The following is a 25,605-nucleotide window of genomic DNA, read 5'->3' as shown; positions in this document are numbered from 1 at the left end:
AATATAGTTAGGAAAAAGCTTATGCAAAAACTTGTAATCAACGGTGGAAAGAAATTATCGGGTGAAGTGACAATCGGTGGTGCTAAAAACAGTACCGTAGCCTTGATTCCTGCAGCCATTTTATCGGATACACCTGTAGTGCTAGATTCTGTTCCCCAAATTAGAGATGTAAAAAACTTACGTTCTATTTTGAAAGATATGAACGTTACTTCAGAAATGAATAATGATGTATTGCGAATTGATCCGACTGCGATCCAATTTGCTGAATTACCAAGTGGTAAAGTAAGCAGTTTGAGAGCCTCATATTATTTTATGGGTGCTATGCTAGGAAGATTTGGTAAAGCTGTAGTTGGTTTTCCTGGCGGAGACGATATTGGACCACGTCCTATTGATCAACATATCAAGGGATTTGAAGCATTAGGTGCACACGTTGAGAACAAACATGGGCAAATCATTATTACGACTCCTGAAGAAGGCCTTAAGGGAGCTAAAATCTTTTTGGATATGGTTTCAGTTGGTGCAACAATTAATGTTATTTTGGCAGCAGTAAAGGCTAAAGGAACAACAGTAATTGAAAATGCTGCTAAAGAACCAGAAATTATTGATCTAGCTACTTTTTTAAATAACATGGGAGCCGTTATACGTGGTGTAGGGACTGAAACAATTCGTATTGAAGGTGTTGATACCTTACGTTCAAATAACGCTCATACAATCATTCCTGATCGAATTGAAGCAGGAACATATTTAAGTTTGGCTGCTGCTAATGGTGGTGGGATTTTAATTAAAAATATTATCAGTGAACATTTGGATGCTTTTTTGGCTAAGTTGGATGAAATGGGCGTTAATTTAGAAGTTGGTGAAGATAGTATTTACGTTAAACCTTCTACTGAATTAAAAGCTGTTAATATAAAAACAATGCCATATCCGGGCTTTGCCACAGACTTACAGCAACCGATCACTCCGTTGTTAATGAAAGCTAATGGTGAAGCAATGGTTATTGATACCATCTATCCAAAACGAGTTAAACATATTGCTCAATTGACAAAGATGGGCGCAGATATCACTAGTGAAAATGATTTAATTTTTGTTCATGGTGGTGCTAAATTAAAGGGTGCAAATGTTTCCGCAGATGAAATCAGAGCTGGGGCATGTTTAATGATTGCTGGATTGTTGGCCGATGGACAAACTGTAATTGATCATGCTGAAAATATATTACGTGGCTATGATCAAGTCGTTTGGAAATTACATTGTCTGGGTGCAGACGTTAAATTGATTGGTGAAGATGATTTAATAGAATCTTGACATAGTTGAATTAACCTGATAGATTAATCATAGTTTAAAACAAGAAAGGAAGTGCGCCGTTGAGAAATTAAGTTCAAATTCAAAATTATGCAAATAATAATTATTGTGTGTAGTTTGACTTTGGCTTAGTGTGTCTCAACGGTGTTTCCTTAAAGATATTTAAGGACGCTGTTTAGCGTCCTTTTTTTGTACTTAAAAAGTCATTCTGCACCTGAAAAGCGGGTGTTATAAATGGGAACTATACAAATTGAAAATGTAAATTTTAAATACGATCAAATGATGAATAATTTATTTGATTCTTTGAATTTAAAGATTGATGAGTCATGGAAATTAGGGTTGATTGGACGAAATGGTCGTGGGAAAACGACTTTAATGAAATTATTATTGGGCCAACTAGATTATCAAGGTCAAATAATTTCCAATATGAATTTTTATTATTATCCACAGAAGGTTGTTAATAAAAATATTTCAACAATGGATGTTGTTAAGAACTTAACACATTTGGAAGATTACGATCTTTGGAAAATTGAAATAGAACTAGATAAGCTGCAAGTTGATATAGAAGTATTGAAACAACAATTCTCAACACTTAGTCCAGGTGAACAAACCAAAGTGTTATTGGCGATTTTATTTATTGATGAATCCGGTTTTCAATTAATTGATGAACCCACGAATCATTTGGATATAGAAGGTCGAAAAATAGTTTCGGATTATTTGAAGAGTAAGAAAGGTTTTATAGTTATTAGTCATGACAAAGCGTTTTTAAATCCAGTGATCGACCATGTGATTTCAATTAATCGCAATGATGTAGATGTATATAAGGGCAATTTTGATACATGGCAGGATAATAAAGATCGTCAGGATAATTATGAAAAAAATCAAAAAGAGCAATTAAAAAAGGATATTAATCGTTTGCATGAAACAGCTGTCAAACGTGAAAATTGGTCCAATTCTGCGGAAGCTCAAAAGAATAAAAATCGCTATAAAGAAAGCGTTAATTTGGATAAAGGATTCATTAGCCATAAATCGTCTAAGATGATGAAAAAAGCTAAAATGGCTGAAAAAAGGGTTGATTCTGCTATTTCTGAAAAACAAGATCTCTTGAAAAATATTGAAATCGAAGAACCAATAACTTTGAATTATGAATCTTTGAAACATCCCAATATATTAATTGATGTGAAGAATTTATCCTTACAGTATAAGGATGTTGTGACACCGATGGTTAACTTTGAAGTAAAAAGAGGTCAGGTAATAGCATTGATCGGACAAAATGGTATCGGTAAGACAACTATATTTAAACAACTATTAGGTTTTCAACAACCTTTTCAACAATTTGGGGAAATTGTTGAAGCAAATAATTTAAAAATTTCATATTTAACTCAGGATAATGATTTAGTAGGAGATATTCGCCAAATAGCTGTGGATAAAAAGATTGAACCAGAATTAGTATTTTCAAATTTACGAAAACTTGGATTTGAACGTTATTTATTTGAACAACCAGTTGAACAAATGAGTCAAGGACAGCGTAGAAAGGTCGCATTGGCTTTGAGTCTGTCGCAAGAGGCGAATATTTATTTTTGGGATGAACCATTGAATTACTTGGATGTAATTACCAGGCAACAGATTATTGATGCAATAAAGAAACAGCAACCATCTATGCTTTTGATTGATCACGATCAGGACTTGATCGATTCAGTGGCTACAAAGAAAGTTATTTTAAAACATTAAATTTTGTGAAGTGAAAGTGAATGTCGCTATTGAGCAAATAAGTTTGAGTTCTAAATTATACAAAAAAGTGCATAGTTTGACTTGAACTTATTTTTAATGCGACAAAATAAAATAGTCGAATTAAACCTCAAATGAGATATCCACAGAGAAAGTCACAATGCATTATTAGAATTATATTGAATATTTGCTAAAGTCATGATAATATTAAACACTGTTAGTAATTTAATCTATATTTCTGTAAAAGATTTATGGCAAAGGAGCGACATAGAATGAAACAAGGAATTCATCCAGACTATCACCAAGTTGTATTTATGGACTCATCAACAGGTAAGAAATTCTTAGCTGGTTCAACAATGGGCTCAAAAGAAACAACTGATTATGAAGGTACAGAATATCCATTAATTCGTGTTGAAATCTCATCAGATTCACATCCTTTCTATACTGGTAAACAAAAGTTTGCTCAAGCAGATGGACGTATCGATCGTTTCAACAAGAAATATGGCTTGCAAAACAAATAAAAAAAGTCATCCGGTTGGATGGCTTATTTTTTTGCTTTTGAATTTCTTGACTTCAGATGTGTAAAGACCCAAATAAAATTGATTAAAGCTAGACAACTGGTACTTAAAAAGACCGCCGAATAGCTTAAAACACCGGAAATTGATGAACCAAGTAAAGGTCCACAAACATTACCAACTGATTGGAAAGATTGATTATATCCAAAGATTCTACCTGTATATTTAGGATCGGTGTATTTAGCAAGTATTGTTTGTACTTGAGGTACCAAACAGGCATCAGAAATACCAACTAAAAATCTCAATGCAGCTAATTGCCATACATTAGTAACGAATGCTTGTGGTATATAAACTAGAACGGCAAAGATTAATCCTCCGATAAGGATTTTTCCAGTACCAATCTTATCTCCAAGGGCACCAAACCTCGGAGCAGCGATAATATTAGCAATACCAGGCATGGCTGCAACTACACCGGCAACTAAAGTAACTTGACTTGATCCGTGCATCAATTGTTTAACATATAAACTGATAATCGGATTAATTGAGTTATTAGATGTTTGGATAATCATAGTTGTTACAAACATAGCTAAGATTAGATTAGGATTTTTCAACTTGTGGAAAATCTCTTTAGTTGATTCTTCCTCTCCCTTAGGAATAGGCTTGAAATCTTCTTTAATGAAAATTGTAACCAGAATGAATGCTATGAAAAGCAATGAACCAGTTATCATAAATGGAATACGATAACCAAGATACTGGGCAATAACGCCACCAACTAAAGGTCCTAAAAGTGTTCCGGAAATAACACCAGTATTTAAAGTACCTAAGGCCTTACCACTTTCAGATCTTGGTGCAGTGGAAGCAATTAAGGTATTGGAGTTACTAACGAATCCTGAGAAAACACCTTGTAAGAGTCTTAACACGACTAATTGCCAAGGTGCCGTTACGAAGGCCTGAAGAAAAATAACGATAGCCATCCCTAAAGATGCTCTAATCAACATTAACTTTCGGCCTCTACGGTCAGCTATTTTCCCCCAGATGGGTGAGATAATTGCCATAACAAGAAATGTTGACGAGAAGGCAATACCATTCCAAATGACTAGTTGACTTTTTGTGAAATTACCTAACTGGTTAATGTATAATGGCATAAAGGGTGTTATCATACTGAAGCCAATACCTGATACAAAAGTACTGAACCAGAGAACAATTAAATTCCTTTTCCAGTAGTTATTTGGTTCAGATGTATTATCTGTATTAGATGTCATATACATCAAATCCTTTCTAAGTATCTTAGTATACTCTTTTTTTGTTTATATCTTATAAATTTAATTTTTTAAAATTGAGGAAGTCTATTCATGAAAATGAAGTTAAGGGAAGTCTATTCCGCGTTAAAAATTCAAAGGGATTCAATTGCTGATGTTGAAGTGACAGGGGTTTGCTTCGATAGTCGTAAGGCTAAAAAAGGCGATCTATTCTTCCCATTGCAAGGGGAACGCGATGGGCATGAGTTTATCGATAGCGCAATTGAAAATGGTGTGAGTGCGACCATATGGCAAAGCAATCATGATATTCCTAATGACAAGATACCTTATGTTGTCGTTAAGAATGTTTCGAATGCTTTCGAGACATTAGCTAAGTATTACTTGAGCAAAGTTAATCCACAGGTCGTGGCCGTTACAGGAAGTAATGGGAAAACTACTACCAAAGATATGATTGCTAAGGTTTTGAGTACTAATAATAATGTTGCCAAAACACCAAGTAACTTTAATAATGAAATTGGTGTTCCATTTACGATTTTGAATATGCCTATTAATACGGAAGTATTAGTTGTTGAAATGGGTATGGATCGTTTCGGACAGTTGGATCATTTGAGTAGTATTGCTAATCCTGATATTTCTGTTATTACGATGATTGGTGAAGCTCATATTGAATTCTTTGGTACGAGGGATAAAATTGCTGACTCTAAAATGGAAATAACTAATCATCTTCAAGAAGATGGAACTTTTATTTATAATGGGGACGAACCATTATTATTGGAGCGCGCTAAGAAGGTTGAACAGGATCAGTTGACTTTTGGTAGTCATAATACTAATAGCTTGTTCGCTACAAATATTGAAGCAGGCAAAACAACTACTAAATTTACAACTAATCTTTGGCCTAATTTAGAGTTTGAAATACCAATGATGGGGCAATACAACGTAAACAATGCTTTAGCAGCTTTGTTAGTTGGTCAGGTTTCACATATCAAGCCAGAAGCTATGCAAAAAGCTTTAAGCGAACTTTTTGTAACTGAGAATAGAACGGAATGGTTAAAGGCTGAAAATGGAGCGGATATTTTGAGCGATGTTTATAACTCAAATCCAACTGCTGCAATTGAAGTTTTGAACAGTTTAAAGGATATTAAGACTGATCGAAAAATAATTGTTTTAGGTGATATGCTTGAATTAGGAGAAGCATCAAGAGAATTACATGAGTCATTGGCTCCCTATATCAATGTGGAAGACTTTAGTAAAGTTTATCTTGTTGGTCATGATATGGAGTTTTTACGTAATAAGTTAGCTTCAAAGTATGACTCTAACAACTTGTTTTGGTATGGAAAAGATCAACTAGCTGATCTAACAAAAGATTTAAAAAAGGAATTAAAACCAAGTGACACTATCTTATTAAAAGCAAGTCATGGAATACACTTAGAAAACGTTTTACATGATTTAATGTAGAGTTTGTCATTTGAGTTTGTGTAAAAAACGTGGTAAAGTAGTCAAATTGTTATTTATCGTGTTTTAAAAAATGGAGGACATTTGTGAAATTTAAAGAATTAGATTTAGATCCCAGATTATTGAGTGCCGTAGACGAAGCCGGTTTTGAAGAAACTACACCTATTCAAGCTCAAACTATTCCGCTAGTTATGACTGGCGACGACGTCATCGGACAAGCTCAAACTGGTACAGGTAAGACGGCAGCCTTTGGTTTACCATTGCTAAATGCCGTTGATACTCAATCTAGTGACATTCAAGCATTGATTATCTCACCAACTAGAGAATTAGCTATCCAAACTCAAGAAGAATTATATCGTTTAGGTAGTAAGAAGAAAGTTAAAGTTCAAAGCGTTTATGGTGGATCAGATATTAGACGTCAAATCCGCGCTTTGAAGAATCACCCTCAAATTGTTGTCGGAACACCTGGTAGAATGTTAGATCATATCAACCGTCACACTTTGAAGTTGCAAAACGTCAAGACAGTAGTTCTTGATGAAGCGGACGAAATGTTGGATATGGGCTTTGTTGAAGATATTGAAAGTATCTTGACAAACGTACCACATGAGCATCAAACATTGCTTTTCTCAGCTACAATGCCTAAACCAATCATGAAGATTGCTGACAAATTCATGACAGATCCTAAAGTTGTTAAGATCAAGTCAAAAGAATTAACTGCTGATAAGATCGAACAATATTTTGTAAAAGCTAAGGAATTTGAAAAATTCGATTTGATGACACGTCTTTTTGATGTTCAAGCTCCAGAATTAGCTTTGATCTTCGGACGTACAAAGCGTCGTGTTGATGAATTGACACGTGGCTTGCAAGCTCGTGGTTATAATGCAGAAGGTATTCATGGTGATTTATCACAAGACAAGCGTACTAGTGTATTGCGCAAGTTCAAATCTGGTAAATTAGACTTCCTTGTAGCAACTGATGTTGCCGCACGTGGTTTGGATATTTCAGGTGTATCACATGTTTATAATTACGATATTCCTCAAGATCCTGATAGTTACGTTCACCGTATTGGACGTACAGGTCGTGCCGGACATTCAGGTGTATCTGTAACTTTTGTTACACCAAATGAAATGGGCTACTTACGTACAATTGAAAATCTAACTAAGAAGCGTATGGAACCATTATCTCAACCAACTGATAAGGAAGTTCTTAAAGGACAACTTGAATCTGTTAAAGAAGATATCAAGGATACTTTGGAACATGACAAACATTTAGATCGTTTTGATGATGCTGTTAAGGAGTTACTTGGTGAATATTCTCCAGAAGATATTGCACGTATTCTTTTGAGTGAATCAATCAAAGATGCCCAAACAGTTCCAGTTAAAATTGCACCTGAAAGACCACTACCTTCAAGAAAAGTTAGTCATAGTCGTTCAGGCCATGGACGTCGTAGCAAGTCTAATGATCGTCGTGGTGGAGATCACCGTAGTCGTCGTAATGACCGTCGTAGCGATAGTCGTAAGCATGATGACAAGGGTGGCAAACGTCGCGAACATGATAACAAGCGTAATGGTCGTAGCAAGAAGTCATTCAAGATCAGAACAAACTTGGAGAAGTAATAAAATATAAATATTTTGTTGGGACAAGGTAAATCATTTTACTTTGTCTTTTTTTATACAGTAAAATAAAAAAGAGCATTCAATAAATGGATATTTGGCATTTTGGAAAATTGAGGTCAGAACTTGTATTGTGAACTCAAAATGCTATTATTTAGGCTTAAAGTATCTCAATAAACAATTTGTTTGATTTTTAAGCTGTTAAATTTTGTAAGAGCGGAGAGAAACATATGATCAAAGGATTGGGTATAGATATTGCGGAAATTGATCGGGTACGTAAGATTTACGGTCGTCATCCGAGGTTTTTAAATAAAATTTTAAATGAAGATGAGATAGCGGTTTACAACTCTTTGAATACGGAAAAGGCCAAGATGACCTACTTAACTGGCCGCTTTTCAGTAAAAGAAGCTTTCACAAAAGCTATGGGAACTGGTTTGGTTGGTATTGGTTTTCATGATTTAAGTGTTTTAAACCATAAATCAGGTCAACCATATATTAAGACCGATATTTTTGAGGGTAATATTCACGTATCAATTTCCGATACAGATGAACTAGTAATAACGGAAGTTATTCTAGAGGAGGCAGATTAAAATGTTACCATCAATTCATCGTCCAGCCTACGTAGAAGTAGACTTAACGAAATTAAAAGAGAACTTACATAACGAACTGAATGCTGTACCAGCGGGTACACAAGTGTTTGCCGTTGTTAAGGCTAATGCTTATGGGCATGGGTTAGTCAAAGTTGCTCAGACTGAAATTGAATATGGTGCTAGCGGTTTGTGTGTTGCAACGTTAGATGAAGCTTTAGAGGTTCGTAATAGTGGCGTAGAGGCTCCTATTCTTGTTTTAGGTATAATTCCCGTCGAGTATGCTAAAATCGCTGCACGAGCCGATATTTCGCTTACAGTAGGTAGCTTGGATTGGTTGAAGATTGCTGTTCAACTAAGAACAACTAATTTAAAAGTCCATTTGGCAATCGATAGTGGGATGGGTCGAATTGGTTTTCAGAATAAAAATGACTTAGTCGCAGCTTGTGATTATTTAAATGAACACAAGGACTCATTTATTCCTGAAGGATTGTTTACGCATTTTGCGACTGCAGACGATCCGAATGAAAGCTATTTTGAGAAACAAGTTTCACGTTTCAAAGAAATGTCCACTGGTTTACCAACTAAATTCACTTATGTTCATTGTGCCAATTCCGCAACTGCTTTGTGGCACAAAGATTTGGCTATCAACATGGTAAGATATGGTATTGCTTTGTACGGATTGAATCCATCACAAACTGACATTACTGATCTACCATTTGAGTTAAAGCCGGCTTTGAGTTTGTATTCAGAATTGGTCTTTGTAAAAAGAGTTAAAGCTGGTGAGAGTATTGGTTATGGTGCTACTTATACAGCTGATAAAGATGAATGGATCGGTACGATTCCAATAGGATATTCAGATGGCTGGTTAAGAAGGATGCAGGGATCAGATGTCTTAATAAATGGTCAACGCTGTCAAAATGTTGGTCGAATCTGTATGGATCAATTTATGGTCAGATTGCCAGAAGAGATGCCAGTAGGTACTAAAGTAACTATCATTGGTAAAGATGGCAATGAGGAAATTACAGCAACTGATGCGGCACAATATTCTGGCACAATTAATTATGAAATTTTATGTTCTTTGAGTGAAAGATTACCACGTGTTTATAAATATTAAAATAAAGCAGATATGGCAGACCATTCTAAATGGGATTCTATATCTGCTTTATTTATTGCCCGAAAATTATTTGTATATTATTGCTTTTTTTTATCTATATTGTTCTATAATATTTAACTAATTCTAATTAAGGGGGAAATAATTATCACAAAAACGTTATTATTATTAGCTAATGGTTTTGAATCTTATGAAGCCAGTGTTTTTACCGATGTTCTAGGCTGGAATCTTTATGAAGGTGATAAAACGACAGAACTAGTTTCAGTTGGAATGCATCCCCAATTAAAATGTACATGGGGTTATTCAAATATTCCTAACAAACAACTTGATGAAATCGATTTGAACGACTATGATGCTTTGGCTATCCCGGGTGGATTTGAAGAAGCAGATTTTTATCAAGATGCTTTTAGTTCTGACTTTTCTCAAGTAATTCGTAATTTTGACGATCGTAATAAACCTATAGCATCTATTTGTGTAGCAGCCTTAGCATTGGGAAAGAGTGGTGTATTGAATAATCGCCAGGCGACGACATATTCATTCCCAAATAATCCGCGCCAAGATCAATTAGCAGCTATGGGAGTTAAAGTGATTAGAGATAAATCTTTGGTTGTTGATAAAAATATTGTTACCTCTTCTTCTCCAGCTACTGCTCTAGATGTGGCATTTTGGTTATTGGAGCAATTGACTGATTCTCAAAATGTAAAAAATGTTAAAGCAAGAATGGGGTTTAAATAGACTTGAATTAATATTTATTTCAGTAAAAAAGGACTATCAGCTAATTGCTGATAGTCCTTTTAAGGTTTTGTTTTAGAAACGGTTCAATCTTTGGTATAGTTCTGAAAACTTGGAAACTAATTTTTGTAAAGTAAACTACTAAATAACTCTAACCTACAAAAGCCTGCTGCGTAGACGATTGGTCGTTCAAAATGATTTAATAGAAAAACTTTGTTTAAAGAGTATTCTTGTCGAGAATTTTACCAGATTTAAGATCATCAATTTCAGAAACGATAAAATTCTTCTTTTCCAAACGTTTAATGATCTCTTTTAATGTATCAATATCTGTTCCTGATGGCAATGTGAAAAGTGTTCTACGGACAACTTCATTTGATTTAGCGTCCAAAGTCATACAAGCAGCTACAGAAACATACTTGGCAAAAATCTTAGACATTTTTTCAAGATCGCCACGATCACCAGAGGAACTGACAGTTAGTACGTAGCTACTAATGTCTAGATTCCAAGCATCTGACAACATACTCAATAGTCTTGAGTGAGTCAAGATACCGTAGAAAAGATTATTTTCATCGAGGACAGCAATGTAAGGAAGATCCTTGATATTGAAGAATACTTTAAAGAAAGGCGAATCAACACTAATAGTTTTGGTTGCATTTTTCATCAAAGTAGTTACAGGAAGGCTCATGTCGCCACCACGTGATTTATGGCGGTAAATGTGCATCTTGTAAATATTACCCCTGAATATTTGTCCACTTTCATCAAGAATTGGAACACAACGATAACCGGAATCCTCAAGAACTTTTAAAGCTTCCTCAAGTGTTACTGTTTCTTTAACGGTAATAAGCTTGTCCTTTTTTAGTACAAGTGATTTAACTAACATATATATTCACATCCAATCAAAGTATGATTGCATTAATAATACAGTAATTCTAAACAAAAAAAAAGCTGAAACAAATTATTCATTTGTTTCAGACTTTTTTAAGCATGATATTTTGGATTATTGACGACCCTTGATACCTGTAGCTTCGAAACCATCTTTAAGAATTTTTTCAAGTTCTGCAGCTGATTTCTTCATTTGTGCTGATTCTTCATCATTCAATGGAACTTCAATAATTTGTTTTAGACCTTTACGGTTAACGATAGCAGGTGAACCGATATAAATGTCTGAAACGCCATATTGACCAGTCATCATGTTTGATAATGGAAGAACAGTGTTTTCATCACTTAGCAATGCTTTACAGATTCTTGCAAGAGCAGTACCGATACCGTAGAATGTAGCACCCTTAGTATTGATAATGTCATAAGCTGCGTTAACAACCTTCTTGTAGATTCCATCAAGAGTTTCTTTTGTGATTTCTGGGTGTTGTTCCATCCATTCAGCCATTGTAACTCCACCAATTGAAAGGTGTGACCATGCAGCAAATTCTGAATCACCGTGTTCACCCATGATGTAGCCGTTAACTGAACGAGAATCAATACCTAATTCTTCACCAACGAATTTTTGTAATCTAGCAGTATCTAGTGAAGTACCTGAACCAATAACACGTTCCTTAGGGAAGCCTGAAAGTTTCCAAGTAGCGTATGTCAAGATATCAACTGGGTTAGCAGCAACTAAGAAGATACCATTGAATCCTGATTCAACAATTGGATCAACAATTGTCTTCAAGATGTTAAGGTTTTTGTTTACAAGATCAAGTCTTGTTTCACCAGGTTTTTGTGGTGCACCAGCTGTGATAACTACGATATCAGCATCTTTAGCATCTGAATATTCACCAGCGTGAATGTTCTTTGGGTATGAGAATGGAAGTGCATCAGCAAGATCCATTGCGTCACCCTTAATCTTGTCTTTAGCGATATCACAGATAACTAGTTCTTGTGCAATACCTTGAAGTGTCATAGCGTAAGCAAATGTTGAACCTACGGCACCGTCACCAACTAGAAGTACTTTTTGATGGTTCTTTTCGTTTGTTGGAGTTGTCATTATAAAATATCATCCCTTCGAAAATAATATGTTCCGTGGTTCATTATACAAATAATTAAGGGTAATTAACAAGTTGATTGTGAAAAAAGTGAAAAATTACTGAAATTCTCATGCTATAATGTAAGTTCGAAATGAGGTATTAAATATGAAACTAATTGTTGGCTTAGGAAATCCAGGTAAAAAGTACGATCGAACAAAGCATAATATGGGCTTTATGACCATTGATAGCTTGATGGATGAATATGGTCAAACACAAATGAAAAAAGACTTTGAGGCTGAATATTGTAAATTCAAAGTGGACGGTGAAACAGTTTTCTTAGTTAAACCTTTAACATTTATGAATGAATCAGGACGAGCTGTTAATTTTTTAATGGGATATTATCAAATTAAACCTGAAGAGCTGATGGTCATTCAAGATGATTTGGATATGCCGATTGGTAAAGTTCGTTTGAGAACCAAGGGTTCTGCTGGTGGTCACAATGGTATTAAGAGTATAATTTCAGCTGTGGGAACAAAAGATTTCAGTCGTATAAAAATTGGTATACAACACCCTGAAAGACAAACAGTTGTCAATTGGGTCTTGACACCATTTTCAAAGGACCAAGAACCTGTGGCATTAAGTGGAATCGATAAAGCAGTTTCAATTGTTAAAGATTGGGTCAGTGGTAATACAACTGATCAATTAATGAATAAATATAATTAAAAGCAAGGGGGCAAAAATTGGATTTAATAAATTTCATTACGAATAAGCTCGACCTTGGGGAATTTATTAATCAAGTTAAACCGGAAACTAAGAATCTTTTAACTGGTTTGACGGGATCAACGATTTCCCTTTTTGCATTGGAAACTTTAAAGCAAACTGGTAAAAAGGTCTTGATCGTGGAGAACACCAATTTTCACGCTAACAAGACTTATGATGATTTGAATCTATTAGATAGTGATGCTGTTCATATTTTTCCGGTTGAAGAATCTATTTCAACAGAATTAGCCACTAGTTCGCCCGATGAATTGAGCCAACGTCTTGATTCGTTGAGTTTCTTAGTTAGTGATGAACCAGGAATTATTGTTACATCAGTTGCTGGTTTAGAATATGAATTGTCAGCTAAAGAGCTTTTTAAAGAAGCTCAGTTGAATATTAAAGTTAATGAAGAATATGATTTGGAAAATCTGAATAGTGAATTTGTTCAGATGGGATATGTCAAAGATAAATTAGTTGCTAAACCCGGGGATTTTGCGATCCGTGGGGATATTGTCGATATTTATCCTTTAAATGTTGATAATCCAGTTCGAATTGACTTTTTTGGTAACCAAGTTGAAAAAATTAAATTTTTTGATACCGAAACGCAAAGAAGTATGAATGAACTTTCTGAAATTGAAGTTTTGCCAGCTCAAGACAGAATTATTACTGATGACCAAGTAGCAAATGGATTAAAGAAATTACAAAAGAGTTATCAAAAACAATTGGAATCAGCTGATAAGGATATCAAAGAAAACTTAGAGGTATCCTTTGGTCAAACGATTGAAGAATTATCTGAAGGAATACGTCCAGATAATATTGGTCGGATTGCGGATTATATATTTGAGCACCCAAGTAGTATTTTGGATTATTTGAATAAAGATGATGAGATTATTTTTAATGAATATAATCGCTTGATTGAACAATCTAATGATAATAATGCCGAGAATCAATCCTGGCTAGTAAGCCAATTGGAATTCGGCAAGGCTTTGCCAGAACAGAAAATTCGTCAGGAATTTGTTGAAAGTATAAAGGAAGATACACATGCTCAGATTTATTTATCAGCCTTTCAACAAGGGATGGGACATATCCGTTTAAATCAATTACAAAATGTCGCTGTTAGATCAATGCAACAGTTCTTCAGTCAGATGCCCCTGTTAAAATCTGAGGTAGAGCGTTGGCAAAAACAAAATTATACTGTGATTTTAGCAATTAATAATGAAAAAAGAATTAATGCCATCAATAACACATTAACTGATTTTGGAATTAAGGCGACTTTAACGACCGACGGAAAAGTAATTGATGGTCAAACCCAAATTATGAATGCCAGTTTGAGTTCAGGCTTTGAAATGCCAGAGCAAAGATTGTCTGTTATTACTGAAAAAGAATTATTTAATCGACAACCCAAAAAGCGCCGACACCAAACCTTAGCTAATGCGGAACGCTTAAAAAGTTATAACGAGTTAAAACCGGGTGACTATGTAGTTCATGTGAATCATGGTATTGGTAAATTTATTGGTATGCAGACAATGGAGGTCGATGGTAAACATCAGGATTACATCACAATTGAGTATCGTGATGATGGTCGTTTGTTTATTCCGGTTTCACAGTTGGATATGGTTCAAAAGTATGTATCTGCTGAAGGTAAATCTCCGAGAATAAATAAACTTGGTGGCAATGAATGGCAAAAGACTAAACGAAAAGTTCAATCGAACATTGAAGATATTGCTGATGATTTGATTGATCTTTATGCCAAACGTGAGGCAGAGAAAGGATTTGCTTTTCCCAAAGATGATTCAATGCAAACAGATTTTGATAATGCCTTTCCTTACCCAGAAACACCAGATCAGTTACGGTCAGTTGATGAAATCAAACGTGATATGGAAAAACCCCATCCAATGGATCGGTTATTAGTTGGGGATGTTGGTTTTGGTAAAACAGAAGTTGCTTTAAGAGCAGCCTTTAAGGCAGTTGAGGCTGGAAAACAAGTTATTTTTCTGGCACCAACTACTTTGCTAGTTCAACAACATTATGAAACTATGAAGGATCGTTTTGAAGGATTTCCGGTTAATATTGGTATTCTGTCACGCTTCCAAACCAGAAAGCAAAGTAAAGAAACAATTGAACAACTAGCCAATGGTTCATTAGATATCGTTGTGGGAACCCATCGACTTTTGTCAAAAGATGTTAAGTTTAATGATATTGGACTATTGATCATTGATGAAGAACAACGTTTTGGCGTTAAACATAAGGAAAAAATTAAACAATTAAAAGCTAATGTTGATGTCCTGACATTGACAGCTACACCAATTCCTAGAACTTTAAATATGTCGATGTTGGGTATACGTGATCTGTCTTTGATCGAAACAGCTCCCAGTAATCGATATCCAGTTCAAACCTATGTCATGGAACAAAACTACGAGGTAATTGCTGGTGCAATTAAACGGGAAATGGCTCGTGGCGGTCAGGTCTTTTACTTGCACAATCGAGTTGAGGATATGGATCAAGTTGCTGGTCAATTACAGGCACTTGTACCAGATGCCAGGATTGCTACAGCCCATGGCAGAATGAATGAGACACAAATGGAAGGTGTAATTGCTGATTATTTGGCTGGAGAATACGATGTTTTAGTGACGACAACAATCATTGAAACTGGTGTTGATATGCCAAATACTAATACATTGATTGTTGAAAATGCTGATCGTTATGGATTGTCTCAACTCTATCAAATTAGAGGTCGGGTTGGTCGTTCTAATCGTGTGGCCTATGCATATTTAATGTATCGACCTAACAAAGTTCTAACAGAGGTGGGCGAACAACGTTTGGAAGCTATTAAGAACTTCACTGAATTAGGTTCTGGCTTTAAAATTGCTATGCGAGATTTATCAATTCGTGGTGCTGGTAATTTATTAGGTAAACAGCAGCATGGATTTATCGATTCAGTTGGATTTGATCTTTATACGCAAATGCTAAATGAAGCAGTAGCTAAAAAACGTGGTCATACTAAGGCAGAAAAGACTAATTCTGAAATTAATCTAGCTTTAGAGGCATATTTACCGGCTGATTATATTACCGACCAACGTCAAAAGGTGGAACTGTATAAACGAATTCGTCAAATCGATTCCTTAGAAAACTATCAAGAAGTACGTTCTGAACTGTTAGACCGTTTTGGGAAATATCCAGTTGAGGTCAGCAATTTGCTAGATATTAGTTTGTTGAAGAATTCTTTTGATGAAGCATTGGTAAAGAGCGTAGTCATGCGCAATGGTATGATTGCAATTAAATTCTCTAAAAAAGCTAGTGACTATTTGACTGGCGATCTGGTCTTCAAATTTTTGAGTAAAACGACCATGAAAGCTAAAGTGAACGATAAAAATGGCGAATTCACAATAAGCTTGGATTCTGGAAGTGTTGATAAAAAAGAATGGTTTGATCAACTCAAAATTTTTGCTGAAAGTATGGCTAAAGATTTTGATAATTTAAAGAAAGAAAAAATTAAAAACTAATATGCAAAAAGAAGTGTCTAGGGCTATTAAGGGGACCTGGATTCTGACTATCGCCTCACTATTCTCAGAATTGTTGAGTGCTATTTATCGGATTCCATTGCAAAATATAGTTGGGGATCGTGGCTATTTTATCTATCAGCAAGTTTATCCGATCTATGGAATTTTTTCGGTTTTAGCATTATCTGGTTTACCAGTAGTTATCTCAAAGACCTTTGCTCAGCAAGATTCAGTTGCGGCTAAAAATAGCCTATTAAAGAGAACATTTGGAATTTTATTTCTGGGCTGTGGTGTGGCAACTATTTTATTGTGGATGTCTTCGAAGTATTTGGCTTTGATGATGGGAGATATCAATCTCTATCCAGAAGTTCGAGTAGTTGCACTAACTTTTTTATTAGTACCATTTGAAGCCAGTTTAAGAGGCTATTTTCAAAGTGATTTGATTATGGAACCGAGTGCCATATCACAAGTTTCCGAACAATTTTTGAGAATTGTGATAATTATTTTCAGTGCAGTTATGTTTGGAAAAGGCTTCTTAAATGTTTATCAAATGGGAACTCTAGCTAATTCTGGGGCTTTCATCGGTGGACTTTTGGCAGTCGCAATTTTAGTAATTAAGTATGTTAGAAATAGACCTGATGATTCAAAAAATGATAGTTCAAAAATTAAATTAGAACACGGTTTATTGTTAGAAATAATTTTGATAGTTGTCTTTACTGGAATCACTATTTTTTATCAATTTATCGATTCCTTTTCGATGTTACGTTTGCTATTACATGCTGGTCTTTCTTTGGATGTTGCCGAGGTTCAAAAGGGAGTCTTTGATCGTGGACAACCGTTATTACAATTGGGAATAGTTTTGTCATTGTCATTTGTTTCAACAATTATGCCACAGTTAAAAGAGACCAATCATTTGGAACGAAACAAGAATACTATTCAAAAAATGGTCCGAGTTTGTTTGTGGTTGTCAGTGGCTGAAACAGCTGGATTGATTGCCTTGATGCCTGAGATCAATACGATGTTATTTACCAATGTCAATGGATCTAGGACTTTGAGCATTTATATGTTATCAATTCTAATTGTTTCTTTTATTAATTTATTGGTAGCCATAACAAGTGGCGATGATGAGAAGAATGTTCATAAATTGATACTATTTGGAATGTCTTTGGTAACTAAGATAGCCTTAAATATTATTTTGATACCTAAGTTTGGAATCGCTGGCGGTGCCATGGCAACGATTTTAAGTGAATGTGTCATTTTATTTGGGATATTGGCTATATATAATTTTGATCGAAAATTCTTGGCGCTTGATAAAAAATTCATCTCGAATTTAATCAAGACAGGCGTAATTATGGCAATTATTGTAAAAATTGTTGTAAAATTTTTAGCAATGTACATGATAATGAATCGAGGAAATTGTATTTTAGTCAATTTAATAGCAATTCCAATTGGTGCAATTATTTATTTAAAACTCTCAAAGCGTTGGCATATGCTGACAAAACAAGAATGGGAGATTTTACCTATGGGTAAATACATTATTAAGTTTATGAAAATTGAGGATTAATTATGAGATTAGACAAATATTTAAAAGTAAGCAGAATTATTAAGAGAAGAACCGTCGCTAAAGAATTTGCAGATAATGGTCGTGCGTTAATAAATGATCGTGTAGCCAAATCGTCTAGTGAAGTTTCTGTTGGCGATGTATTAGAATTACATTTTGGTGAGAAGACAATGAAAATCAGAGTCCTCAATATTAAAGAAACAACTAAAAAGAATGAATCAACTGACATGTATGAAGAAGTCTAAATAAAAATTAGAAGTAGATTAAAATAAGTAATTTAATTATTCAAATAATTGCTTAAACTTGTTATACTCAAGATAATCATTTCTAGGGGAGTAGTGGTATGGAAGTACGCAAACTAAATTCTAATGTTTCTGTATTACAGCCGAAGAAAAAACAATCTCCCAATCATAACCATAATAATCATGCGAAGAAGGTACATCGTAGAAGAATTATGATGATTGGAATTATTTTTGTAGTTATCTTGGCTGTATTTGGTGTTCAAATTTTTAACTCACATCGAACATATGCAAATACAGTTCAACAAATAGAAATTAGCAAGCAGAAGTTAGCTAAGCAAAAATCAATGCAAAGTGATTTGAAACTTGAAGTTAGCCAACTTCATGACACGAATTATTTGGAGAAATATATTCGTGAAAAGTACATGTATAGTAAACCAGGTGAACAAGTCTATAATTTGCCCGATGATGCTAAAACCATTACGATTCAAAAATAGGGAAAGGAATTTTTTTAATTAAATGGCAGTTGAAGTAGGAGCTAAAACAGAAGGTAAGATTACTGGAATTACAAATTTTGGGGCATTCGTTGACCTAGGAGAAGGACAAAGCGGAATGGTGCACATCAGTGAAATTGCTGACGGTTATGTCAAAGATATTCATGATGTGCTAAGCGTTGGCGATACGGTTAAAGTTTTAGTTCTTAACGATAAGGATCATAAAATTGCACTTTCAATTAAACAAGCATCAGATAAGCCTAAGCCAAAATATCAAACACATCGTTCACATGAACGAAATGACAGAAGACCGCAACAACGCAAACCGGAAAGTTTTGATGATATGATGTCTGGATTCATGAAAGAAAGTGAAGAGAGACTAAGTACTATTAAGAAAAATACAGAAGGTAAACGTGGTGGCCGTGGCGGACGTCGCAGTTAGTAATAAATGTGGAATAAGTATTCTACATATAAAACAAATAAAAAACGTTGATTTTGTGAGTATTAAACCAGGTGAACTAGTAATCTTACTTTGATTACTAGTTCTTTTGATTTAAGAAGAATTAATCGTAGTGTGTGCTAGTTATTTCATTCTTTGATTTGTGGAGGGGTACATGGAATTAGATAATCGAATCATTGGAACGGTAAAAAAAGTTTTAAAAAAATATCGGTCCAAAAGGGTTCTTGTAGCGGTATCTGGAGGAATTGATTCGATGGTACTATTAAGTATCATTGCTCAAATATTACCGAAAGAAAATTTTGGCGTCGTTAATGTTGATCATGATTTGCGAGCTGAAAGTGCTGACGAGGTTAAGTTTGTTAAAGGCTATTGTCAAGATAACTCCTATCAATTTTTTACGACAAAATGGACAAATAAACCTCAAGATGATGTAGGCATGGAGGCTGCCGCACGTAAGTTTAGATATGAATTTTTTGAAGAAACAATGCATACCGAATCATTTGATACGTTGTTAACGGCACATCATAACAATGATTTGGCAGAGAATATTCTGATGAAATTAATTCGATCAGGCAATGCCTATGAAATTGTAAGTTTGAAAGAACAAAGGCCTTTTGCAAATGGTCAAATTGTTCGTCCGTTGTTGAATTTTTCTAAACAAGAATTATCGGAGTATGCCGATATCCATGATATAAATCATGTTCAAGATCAGACTAATTTTGATAATATTACTTTACGTAATCGACTGCGGAATAATATTTTTCCAGAGTTACAACAAGAAAATGGCCAACTATTAGCACATTTTCGTTTTTTTGATCAGCAACTAACAGCTTTGATTTCTTTAGCCAAGAAACAATTTTTGCAAATTGAACAATCTATGGACTTAAACGAGAATTCTGAGGAAATATCTGGATCAATTGCACCAACTCTAGCTTTGAATCAAGAACAGCAGACACTTTTTTGGGGTAATTTTTTAACTAAAAGAAATTTATCAATCTCAATTAGTAATAAACAGGTCGAACAGATCATTGAGATATTGTCTAATGATGATGCGAATGCTTCAATTGATTTGGAGGACTCTTGGAAATTTATTCGAGCTTACGACAGATTTGTAATCAGAAAAAACCGACTAAAAGATCCAGAACAATTTAATTTACAGTTGAATCAGGTAATTAAAATTGGCAAAAAAAGTATTTCAATTAGTAAAAATGATATAAACTTTGATTTTTCCTTTAATGGGGTACCTCAAAAAATAACCTTGCGAACGAGACGTGATGGTGATCGATTATTATTAACTGATGGAAAGCATCAGAAGTTGAGCAAAAGATTTATAAATGAAAAGATACCGGAATATGAACGTGATAATTATTTGGTTTTATTATTTGATAATCAGATAGTATGGGTTGAAAAAATCTATAATATAGGGGATTATTTAAAAAACGGTATTAATCATTATAAAATTAACTTTGATGAGGTAAGAGAATGAATTCAGATATTGAAAAAATTTTAGTTTCCAAGGAAGATATTGATAAGGCCAATACACGGCTTGGTAAAGAGATAACCGAAGAATATCGTGGAAGAAATCCTTTGTTTGTCTGTATTTTGCGTGGTGCTGCTATGTTTATGATGGATTTGGTTAAGCATATCGATATTGAAATGGAATATGATTTCATGGATGTTTCTAGTTATGGTGGAGAAAATACTGTTACAACTGGGGATGTTAGAATCATCAAAGATTTGGATACATCAATACGTGACCGTGATGTGATTATTGTGGAAGATATTATTGATACTGGATATACCTTGGATAGACTAAAGGAACTGTTCGATGCTCGTCATGCCAAGTCTATCAAGATTGTTTCTTTCCTAGATAAACCAGCTCGTCGTATTAAACATGTGAAGGTCGACTACGTTGGAGTTCAAATACCAGATGAATTCGTGGTAGGTTATGGAATGGATTATAATGAACATTATCGTAATTTACCTTATGTAGGAGTTTTAAAACCAGAGATATATAGTACAAAATAATTTAGATAGAGTTACAATTATTATTGTGTTACTGTCCACCAATGTTACAATATGTAACGTCTAAGTAATTAGGAGGAAATGTATGAAAAATAATCGAAATAGGTTAATTAATAATAGCCTGTTTTACATCTTGCTCTTTGTTGTTTTGGTTCTTGCAGCAAGTTGGTTTGCTGGTGGTCAATCCTCTGACCAATCAAAATCATTAAGCCAAGACCAATTCATCACACAATTGAAGCAAGGCAAAGTGAAGAGTTTTAAACTAGAGCCTGTTGGCGGAGCTTATCAAGTAACTGGTGAGTACAAGAAAGCTCAAAAGGCTGAAACAACACGTTCAGTGTCATTGTTTAGCCGTGGTCAATCTACGACATCTAGTGAAGTAACTTCATTTAGTTCAACTGTTTTGCCTAACAATGATACGTTAAAGATGATTAACAGTGCCGCGATGTCTAAGGGAGTTAAAACAACTGCAGCTCCTAAATCGCAATCGGGACAGTGGATTTCATTAATTTTAACGGTAGTTGTTCCATTTGCATTATTCTTCTTTATAATCTTTGCAATGATGGGTCGTGGAGGCCAAGGTGGTGGCGCTAATCGTGTCATGAACTTTGGTAAATCCAAGGTCAAACCAGAAGATCCAAAGAAAAATAAAGTTAGATTCTCTGACGTTGCCGGTGCAGAAGAAGAAAAACAAGAACTTGTTGAAGTTGTTGAATTTCTAAAAGATCCAAGAAAGTTTGTCTCTCTGGGTGCCAGAATACCAGCTGGTGTACTTCTTGAGGGTCCTCCCGGGACAGGTAAAACTTTACTAGCTAAGGCTGTTGCTGGTGAAGCTAAAGTTCCGTTTTATTCAATTTCTGGTTCAGATTTCGTTGAAATGTTCGTTGGTGTTGGTGCATCACGTGTACGTGATTTGTTTGAAAATGCCAAAAAAGATGCTCCATCAATCATCTTCATTGATGAAATTGATGCCGTTGGTCGTCAACGTGGTTCTGGTACCGGTGGTGGTAATGATGAACGTGAACAAACTCTTAACCAATTATTGATTGAAATGGATGGATTTACTGGTAATGAAGGAGTTATCGTTATGGCTGCTACTAACCGTTCCGATGTCCTTGATCCAGCCCTATTACGTCCAGGTCGTTTTGATAGAAAGATTCTTGTTGGTCAACCCGATGTTAAAGGCCGTGAAGCTATTCTTAAGGTTCATGCTAAGAATAAACCATTTACAGACGATGTTGATTTAAAAGCTATTGCTCAACAAACACCAGGTTTTGCTGGTGCTGATCTTGAAAACTTACTAAACGAAGCTGCACTTGTTGCTGCAAGACGTGGTAAGCAAAAGATTGATCCATCTGATCTTGATGAAGCTGAAGATCGTGTTATTGCCGGTCCTGCTAAGAGAAATCGTGTTGTTCCAGAACAAGAACGACATACTGTTGCATATCATGAAGCTGGACATGCTTTGATTGGTTTGGTATTAAGTGATTCTCGTGTTGTTAGAAAGGTTACAATCGTTCCTCGTGGACGTGCTGGCGGTTATGCTATCATGCTTCCAAAGGATGATCAAAACCTTGCAACTAAGAAGGAACTTAACGAACAAATTACTGGATTACTAGGTGGACGTACAGCCGAAGAACTTATTGTCGGTCAACCTTCATCAGGTGCTTCAAATGACTTTGAACAAGCCACTCAAATTGCTCGTACCATGGTTACTGAATATGGTATGACTGATAAGCTTGGTACTGTTCAATTAGAAAAGAATGGTCAACCATTCAGTGGTGGCAATTATCGTCAATTGCCTTCATACTCAGAAGATACTGCCAAAGCTATCGATCAAGAAGTTAAGCGTATTATTGATGAAGATCACGAACGTGCTCGAGAGATTCTTGAAACACATCGTGAACAACATAAACTTATTGCTGAGGCCTTATTGAAGTATGAAACTCTTGATGAAAAGGAAATCTTGAGCTTGTATAATACAGGTAAGATGCCTGCAAATGATGCTAATCAAGAATTCCCAAGTGAAAGTGCTGCTACTTTTGAACAAGCTAAGAAGGCTGCTGAGGCCAAAGATGCTGCTAAACAAAAATCTGAAGAACTAAGTAAGGATAATGAAATCACACCTGATTCATCAGATGTTGATCAAACAACGTATCCTTCAGAACATTCAGATGAAAAATCAGTTGATGATAATAATTCGGAAACTGACAATTCAGATAATGATAGTTCTAAGAGTGTTGACAGTAACGATAGTAATAAAGATAATAATGATTAATAATAAAAAGAAGCGACTCGTATGAGTCGCTTTTTTGAACGGAGGAAACAGATATGACTGATACTTTAACAAAAGCTGTTTCAAAAGATGGCAAGTTCAGAGCCTATGTAATGAATGCAACAAAGACAGTTCAAGAAGCACAGCAAAGACATGATACGTGGAGAAATTCTAGTGCCGCTTTGGGTAGAACATTGATTGGATCAATACTTGTAGCTACCTCGACCCTTAAAGAGGATGAGGTACTGACGACTAGAATTCAAGGTGATGGTCCGGTTGGTGCTATTGTCGTTGATGCCAATGCCAAAGGAGACGTCAAAGGATATATTTCTAACCCGCATGTTAGTTTGAAAGCACGCGAGGATGGACATATTGATGTTAAGGCTGCTGTGGGAACAAATGGTACTTTGAGTATTACAAAGGATTTACGTTTGAAGGAACCATTTACCGGTCAAGTGCCATTAGTTTCTGGAGAAATTGGAATGGATTTTGCTTATTATATGGCTAAATCAGAACAGATTCCTTCGGCCTTGGGTGTTTCAGTCTTTGTCGAACCCAACGAAGAAGTTGGGGCTGCTGGTGGATTTTTGGTTCAGACTTTACCAGGGGCAACTGATAAGGATATTGAAAAAATTGAAAATAACTTGAAGGTTATTCCTAATTTATCTACTTTATTAAATGAGAACTTAAGCAATAAAGATATCATGGAAAAAGTAATGAACGGAATTGACATGAAGTATCTTCAAGATATGCCAGTTCAATTCAAATGCGATTGTTCCAAAGAAAGATTTGCTAAATCGCTAGCTACACTTTCTAAAGATGAGTTGAACTCAATGATTAAAGAAAATCATGGAGCTGAAGCTGTATGTAAATTCTGTGGTAATAAATACCAATATAGTGAGGCTGAACTAGAAAAAATTATTGCTGAAAAAGATTAATGAGATTTGCCATATGAATGAAAAATTTGTTATTATTGCAAGTTGTAATTGAAAAATCAGAGGTAAAAAGTATGCAATGGAAGATTGGCAACGTCACTATTCCTAATCAGATCGTTGTTGCACCGATGGCGGGAGTAACAAACTCAGCATTTAGAGTTACTGCAAAAGAATTTGGAGCTGGTCTGGTTGTTTGCGAAATGATCAGTGATCAAGGTATAAAGTATCAGAATAAAAAAACTCTTGGTATGATGTTTGTTGATCCAAAGGAACATCCAGTTAGCATTCAAATTTTTGGCGGTAGCAAAGAATCTTTAGTTCAAGCTGCACGGTATGTGTCTCAAAATAGTAAGGCCGATATAATTGACATTAATATGGGATGTCCAGTCAAAAAGGTCACTAAAATAGGTGCAGGTTCAAGTTGGTTGAAAGATCCTGATAAATTGTATGAGGCTGTTAAAGCTGTTAGTGAGGCAATTGATAAACCCTTAACGGTCAAGATGAGAACCGGTTGGAATGATAATGGCTTGGCAGTTGAGAATGCTTTAGCGGCTCAAGAAGCTGGAGCTAGTGCTGTTGCTATGCACGGACGTACCAAGTCACAAATGTATACCGGTCACGCCGATTGGGATTTATTGCATGAGGTAGCTCAACACTTAACTGTGCCGTTTATTGGTAATGGTGATGTTAAAACACCACAAGATGCCAAAGCTATGTTGCAAGATGTGGGAGCAGATGCCGTTATGGTCGGCCGTGCAGTACTTGGAAATCTTTGGCGTTTGAATGAAATGAACCATTATTTAGAAACTGGAGAAGTCATTCCGGAACCAACCGTAGCAGAAAAAATTAATATAGCTAAACTTCAACTTCAACGTCTGGTAGACTTAAAAGGTGAGCATGTTGGTGTTCCAGAATTTCGTCAACAAGCAGCATATTATCTAAAGGGAATTCCCCATGCAGTTAGAACACGTGCTAAAGTAGTAAACGTGGAAACAATGCAAGAAGTGTTTGACGCTTTAGATGAATTTGTTGAAAGTTACGAAAAACGAGAAGCGAGATCTTCAAAAATTTCGTAGACAGGGGGAAAAATTTTGAGT

The 25,605-nt window shown here is 35.2% G+C and carries 22 protein-coding genes; 19 read left to right on the top strand and 3 right to left on the bottom strand.

Going from position 1 to position 25,605, the window contains the following annotated elements:
* Positions 1–21: 21 nt before the first annotated feature.
* The 3 genes from CBP76_RS10970 (at position 22) to CBP76_RS10960 (ending at position 3,548) form a co-directional block, all read left to right on the top strand.
* Positions 22–1,302 carry a UDP-N-acetylglucosamine 1-carboxyvinyltransferase gene (locus CBP76_RS10970; RefSeq protein ID WP_102196902.1) on the top strand — a complete coding sequence of 427 codons (1,281 nt, stop codon included), beginning with the start codon at positions 22–24 and terminating at the stop codon, positions 1,300–1,302.
* A gap of 231 nt (positions 1,303–1,533) precedes the next feature.
* On the top strand, positions 1,534–3,030 hold the full coding sequence (gene abc-f / locus CBP76_RS10965) for a ribosomal protection-like ABC-F family protein (protein WP_102196901.1): 1,497 nt from the start codon (positions 1,534–1,536) through the stop codon (positions 3,028–3,030).
* A gap of 269 nt (positions 3,031–3,299) precedes the next feature.
* On the top strand, positions 3,300–3,548 hold the full coding sequence (locus CBP76_RS10960; RefSeq protein ID WP_057866637.1) for a type B 50S ribosomal protein L31: 249 nt from the start codon (positions 3,300–3,302) through the stop codon (positions 3,546–3,548).
* A 23-nt stretch (positions 3,549–3,571) separates the two neighbouring features.
* Here the strand turns inward: CBP76_RS10960 and CBP76_RS10955 are convergent, their stop codons facing one another.
* A complete protein-coding gene (locus CBP76_RS10955) occupies positions 3,572–4,804 on the bottom strand; it encodes a multidrug efflux MFS transporter (RefSeq protein ID WP_102196997.1) in 1,233 nt (410 codons plus the stop codon).
* Between the two features lie 90 nt (positions 4,805–4,894).
* Here CBP76_RS10955 and CBP76_RS10950 point away from each other — a divergent pair, with 90 nt between their 5' ends.
* The 5 genes from CBP76_RS10950 (at position 4,895) to CBP76_RS10930 (ending at position 10,302) form a co-directional block, all read left to right on the top strand.
* The gene (locus CBP76_RS10950; protein ID WP_102196900.1) at positions 4,895–6,256 is read left to right on the top strand and encodes a UDP-N-acetylmuramoyl-tripeptide--D-alanyl-D-alanine ligase; all 1,362 of its coding nucleotides are present in this window, start codon (positions 4,895–4,897) and stop codon (positions 6,254–6,256) included.
* Positions 6,257–6,339: 83 nt separating this feature from the next.
* Positions 6,340–7,869 (top strand): degradosome RNA helicase CshA, encoded by a 1,530-nt coding sequence (gene cshA / locus CBP76_RS10945; RefSeq protein ID WP_102196899.1) that lies wholly within the window; start codon positions 6,340–6,342, stop codon positions 7,867–7,869.
* 227 nt (positions 7,870–8,096) lie between these two features.
* On the top strand, positions 8,097–8,456 hold the full coding sequence (acpS, locus tag CBP76_RS10940; RefSeq protein ID WP_102196898.1) for a holo-ACP synthase: 360 nt from the start codon (positions 8,097–8,099) through the stop codon (positions 8,454–8,456).
* A gap of 1 nt (position 8,457) precedes the next feature.
* Positions 8,458–9,570, top strand: coding sequence for an alanine racemase (alr, locus tag CBP76_RS10935; protein WP_102196897.1), 1,113 nt, complete (start codon positions 8,458–8,460; stop codon positions 9,568–9,570).
* A 120-nt stretch (positions 9,571–9,690) separates the two neighbouring features.
* Entirely contained in the window at positions 9,691–10,302 is a 612-nt protein-coding gene (locus CBP76_RS10930; protein ID WP_342746081.1) for a DJ-1/PfpI family protein, read from the top strand.
* Positions 10,303–10,516: 214 nt separating this feature from the next.
* On the opposite strand, the gene cbpA is transcribed toward CBP76_RS10930, so the two are convergent.
* Positions 10,517–11,179, bottom strand: coding sequence for a cyclic di-AMP binding protein CbpA (cbpA, locus tag CBP76_RS10925; RefSeq protein ID WP_102196895.1), 663 nt, complete (start codon positions 11,177–11,179; stop codon positions 10,517–10,519).
* A gap of 117 nt (positions 11,180–11,296) precedes the next feature.
* Complete coding sequence (locus CBP76_RS10920) at positions 11,297–12,280, bottom strand: L-lactate dehydrogenase (protein WP_102196894.1); 984 nt, start codon at positions 12,278–12,280, stop codon at positions 11,297–11,299.
* 145 nt (positions 12,281–12,425) lie between these two features.
* On the opposite strand from CBP76_RS10920, the gene pth reads away from it, so the two are divergent.
* The 11 genes from pth to dusB all read left to right on the top strand — a co-directional run bounded on the left by pth (position 12,426) and on the right by dusB (position 25,584).
* A complete protein-coding gene (gene pth / locus CBP76_RS10915) occupies positions 12,426–12,983 on the top strand; it encodes an aminoacyl-tRNA hydrolase (RefSeq protein WP_102196893.1) in 558 nt (185 codons plus the stop codon).
* Between the two features lie 17 nt (positions 12,984–13,000).
* Entirely contained in the window at positions 13,001–16,522 is a 3,522-nt protein-coding gene (gene mfd / locus CBP76_RS10910) for a transcription-repair coupling factor (protein WP_102196892.1), read from the top strand.
* Between the two features lies 1 nt (position 16,523).
* On the top strand, positions 16,524–18,083 hold the full coding sequence (locus CBP76_RS10905) for a putative polysaccharide biosynthesis protein (RefSeq protein ID WP_102196891.1): 1,560 nt from the start codon (positions 16,524–16,526) through the stop codon (positions 18,081–18,083).
* 2 nt (positions 18,084–18,085) lie between these two features.
* Positions 18,086–18,325: an RNA-binding S4 domain-containing protein gene (locus tag CBP76_RS10900; RefSeq protein WP_102196890.1), complete on the top strand. Its 240-nt coding sequence runs from the start codon at positions 18,086–18,088 to the stop codon at positions 18,323–18,325.
* Between the two features lie 98 nt (positions 18,326–18,423).
* The gene (locus tag CBP76_RS10895) at positions 18,424–18,816 is read left to right on the top strand and encodes an FtsB family cell division protein (RefSeq protein WP_102196889.1); all 393 of its coding nucleotides are present in this window, start codon (positions 18,424–18,426) and stop codon (positions 18,814–18,816) included.
* Positions 18,817–18,838: 22 nt separating this feature from the next.
* Positions 18,839–19,255 carry a S1 domain-containing RNA-binding protein gene (locus CBP76_RS10890; RefSeq protein WP_102196888.1) on the top strand — a complete coding sequence of 139 codons (417 nt, stop codon included), beginning with the start codon at positions 18,839–18,841 and terminating at the stop codon, positions 19,253–19,255.
* A gap of 172 nt (positions 19,256–19,427) precedes the next feature.
* Complete coding sequence (gene tilS, locus CBP76_RS10885) at positions 19,428–20,759, top strand: tRNA lysidine(34) synthetase TilS (protein WP_102196887.1); 1,332 nt, start codon at positions 19,428–19,430, stop codon at positions 20,757–20,759.
* A complete protein-coding gene (gene hpt, locus CBP76_RS10880; RefSeq protein WP_102196886.1) occupies positions 20,756–21,301 on the top strand; it encodes a hypoxanthine phosphoribosyltransferase in 546 nt (181 codons plus the stop codon). Before tilS ends, hpt begins: the two co-directional genes overlap by 4 nt.
* A gap of 82 nt (positions 21,302–21,383) precedes the next feature.
* Positions 21,384–23,576, top strand: a complete 2,193-nt coding sequence (gene ftsH, locus CBP76_RS10875) for an ATP-dependent zinc metalloprotease FtsH (RefSeq protein WP_102196885.1) — start codon at positions 21,384–21,386, stop codon at positions 23,574–23,576.
* A 53-nt stretch (positions 23,577–23,629) separates the two neighbouring features.
* Positions 23,630–24,511 (top strand): Hsp33 family molecular chaperone HslO, encoded by an 882-nt coding sequence (gene hslO / locus CBP76_RS10870; RefSeq protein ID WP_102196884.1) that lies wholly within the window; start codon positions 23,630–23,632, stop codon positions 24,509–24,511.
* Between the two features lie 71 nt (positions 24,512–24,582).
* Positions 24,583–25,584 carry a tRNA dihydrouridine synthase DusB gene (gene dusB, locus CBP76_RS10865; RefSeq protein WP_102196996.1) on the top strand — a complete coding sequence of 334 codons (1,002 nt, stop codon included), beginning with the start codon at positions 24,583–24,585 and terminating at the stop codon, positions 25,582–25,584.
* Positions 25,585–25,605: the final 21 nt, after the last annotated feature.

Source organism: Companilactobacillus nuruki, from assembly GCF_002872255.1.
GTDB classification, from domain to species: domain Bacteria; phylum Bacillota; class Bacilli; order Lactobacillales; family Lactobacillaceae; genus Companilactobacillus; species Companilactobacillus nuruki.
This window is presented reverse-complemented; position numbering and strand designations above follow the sequence as displayed.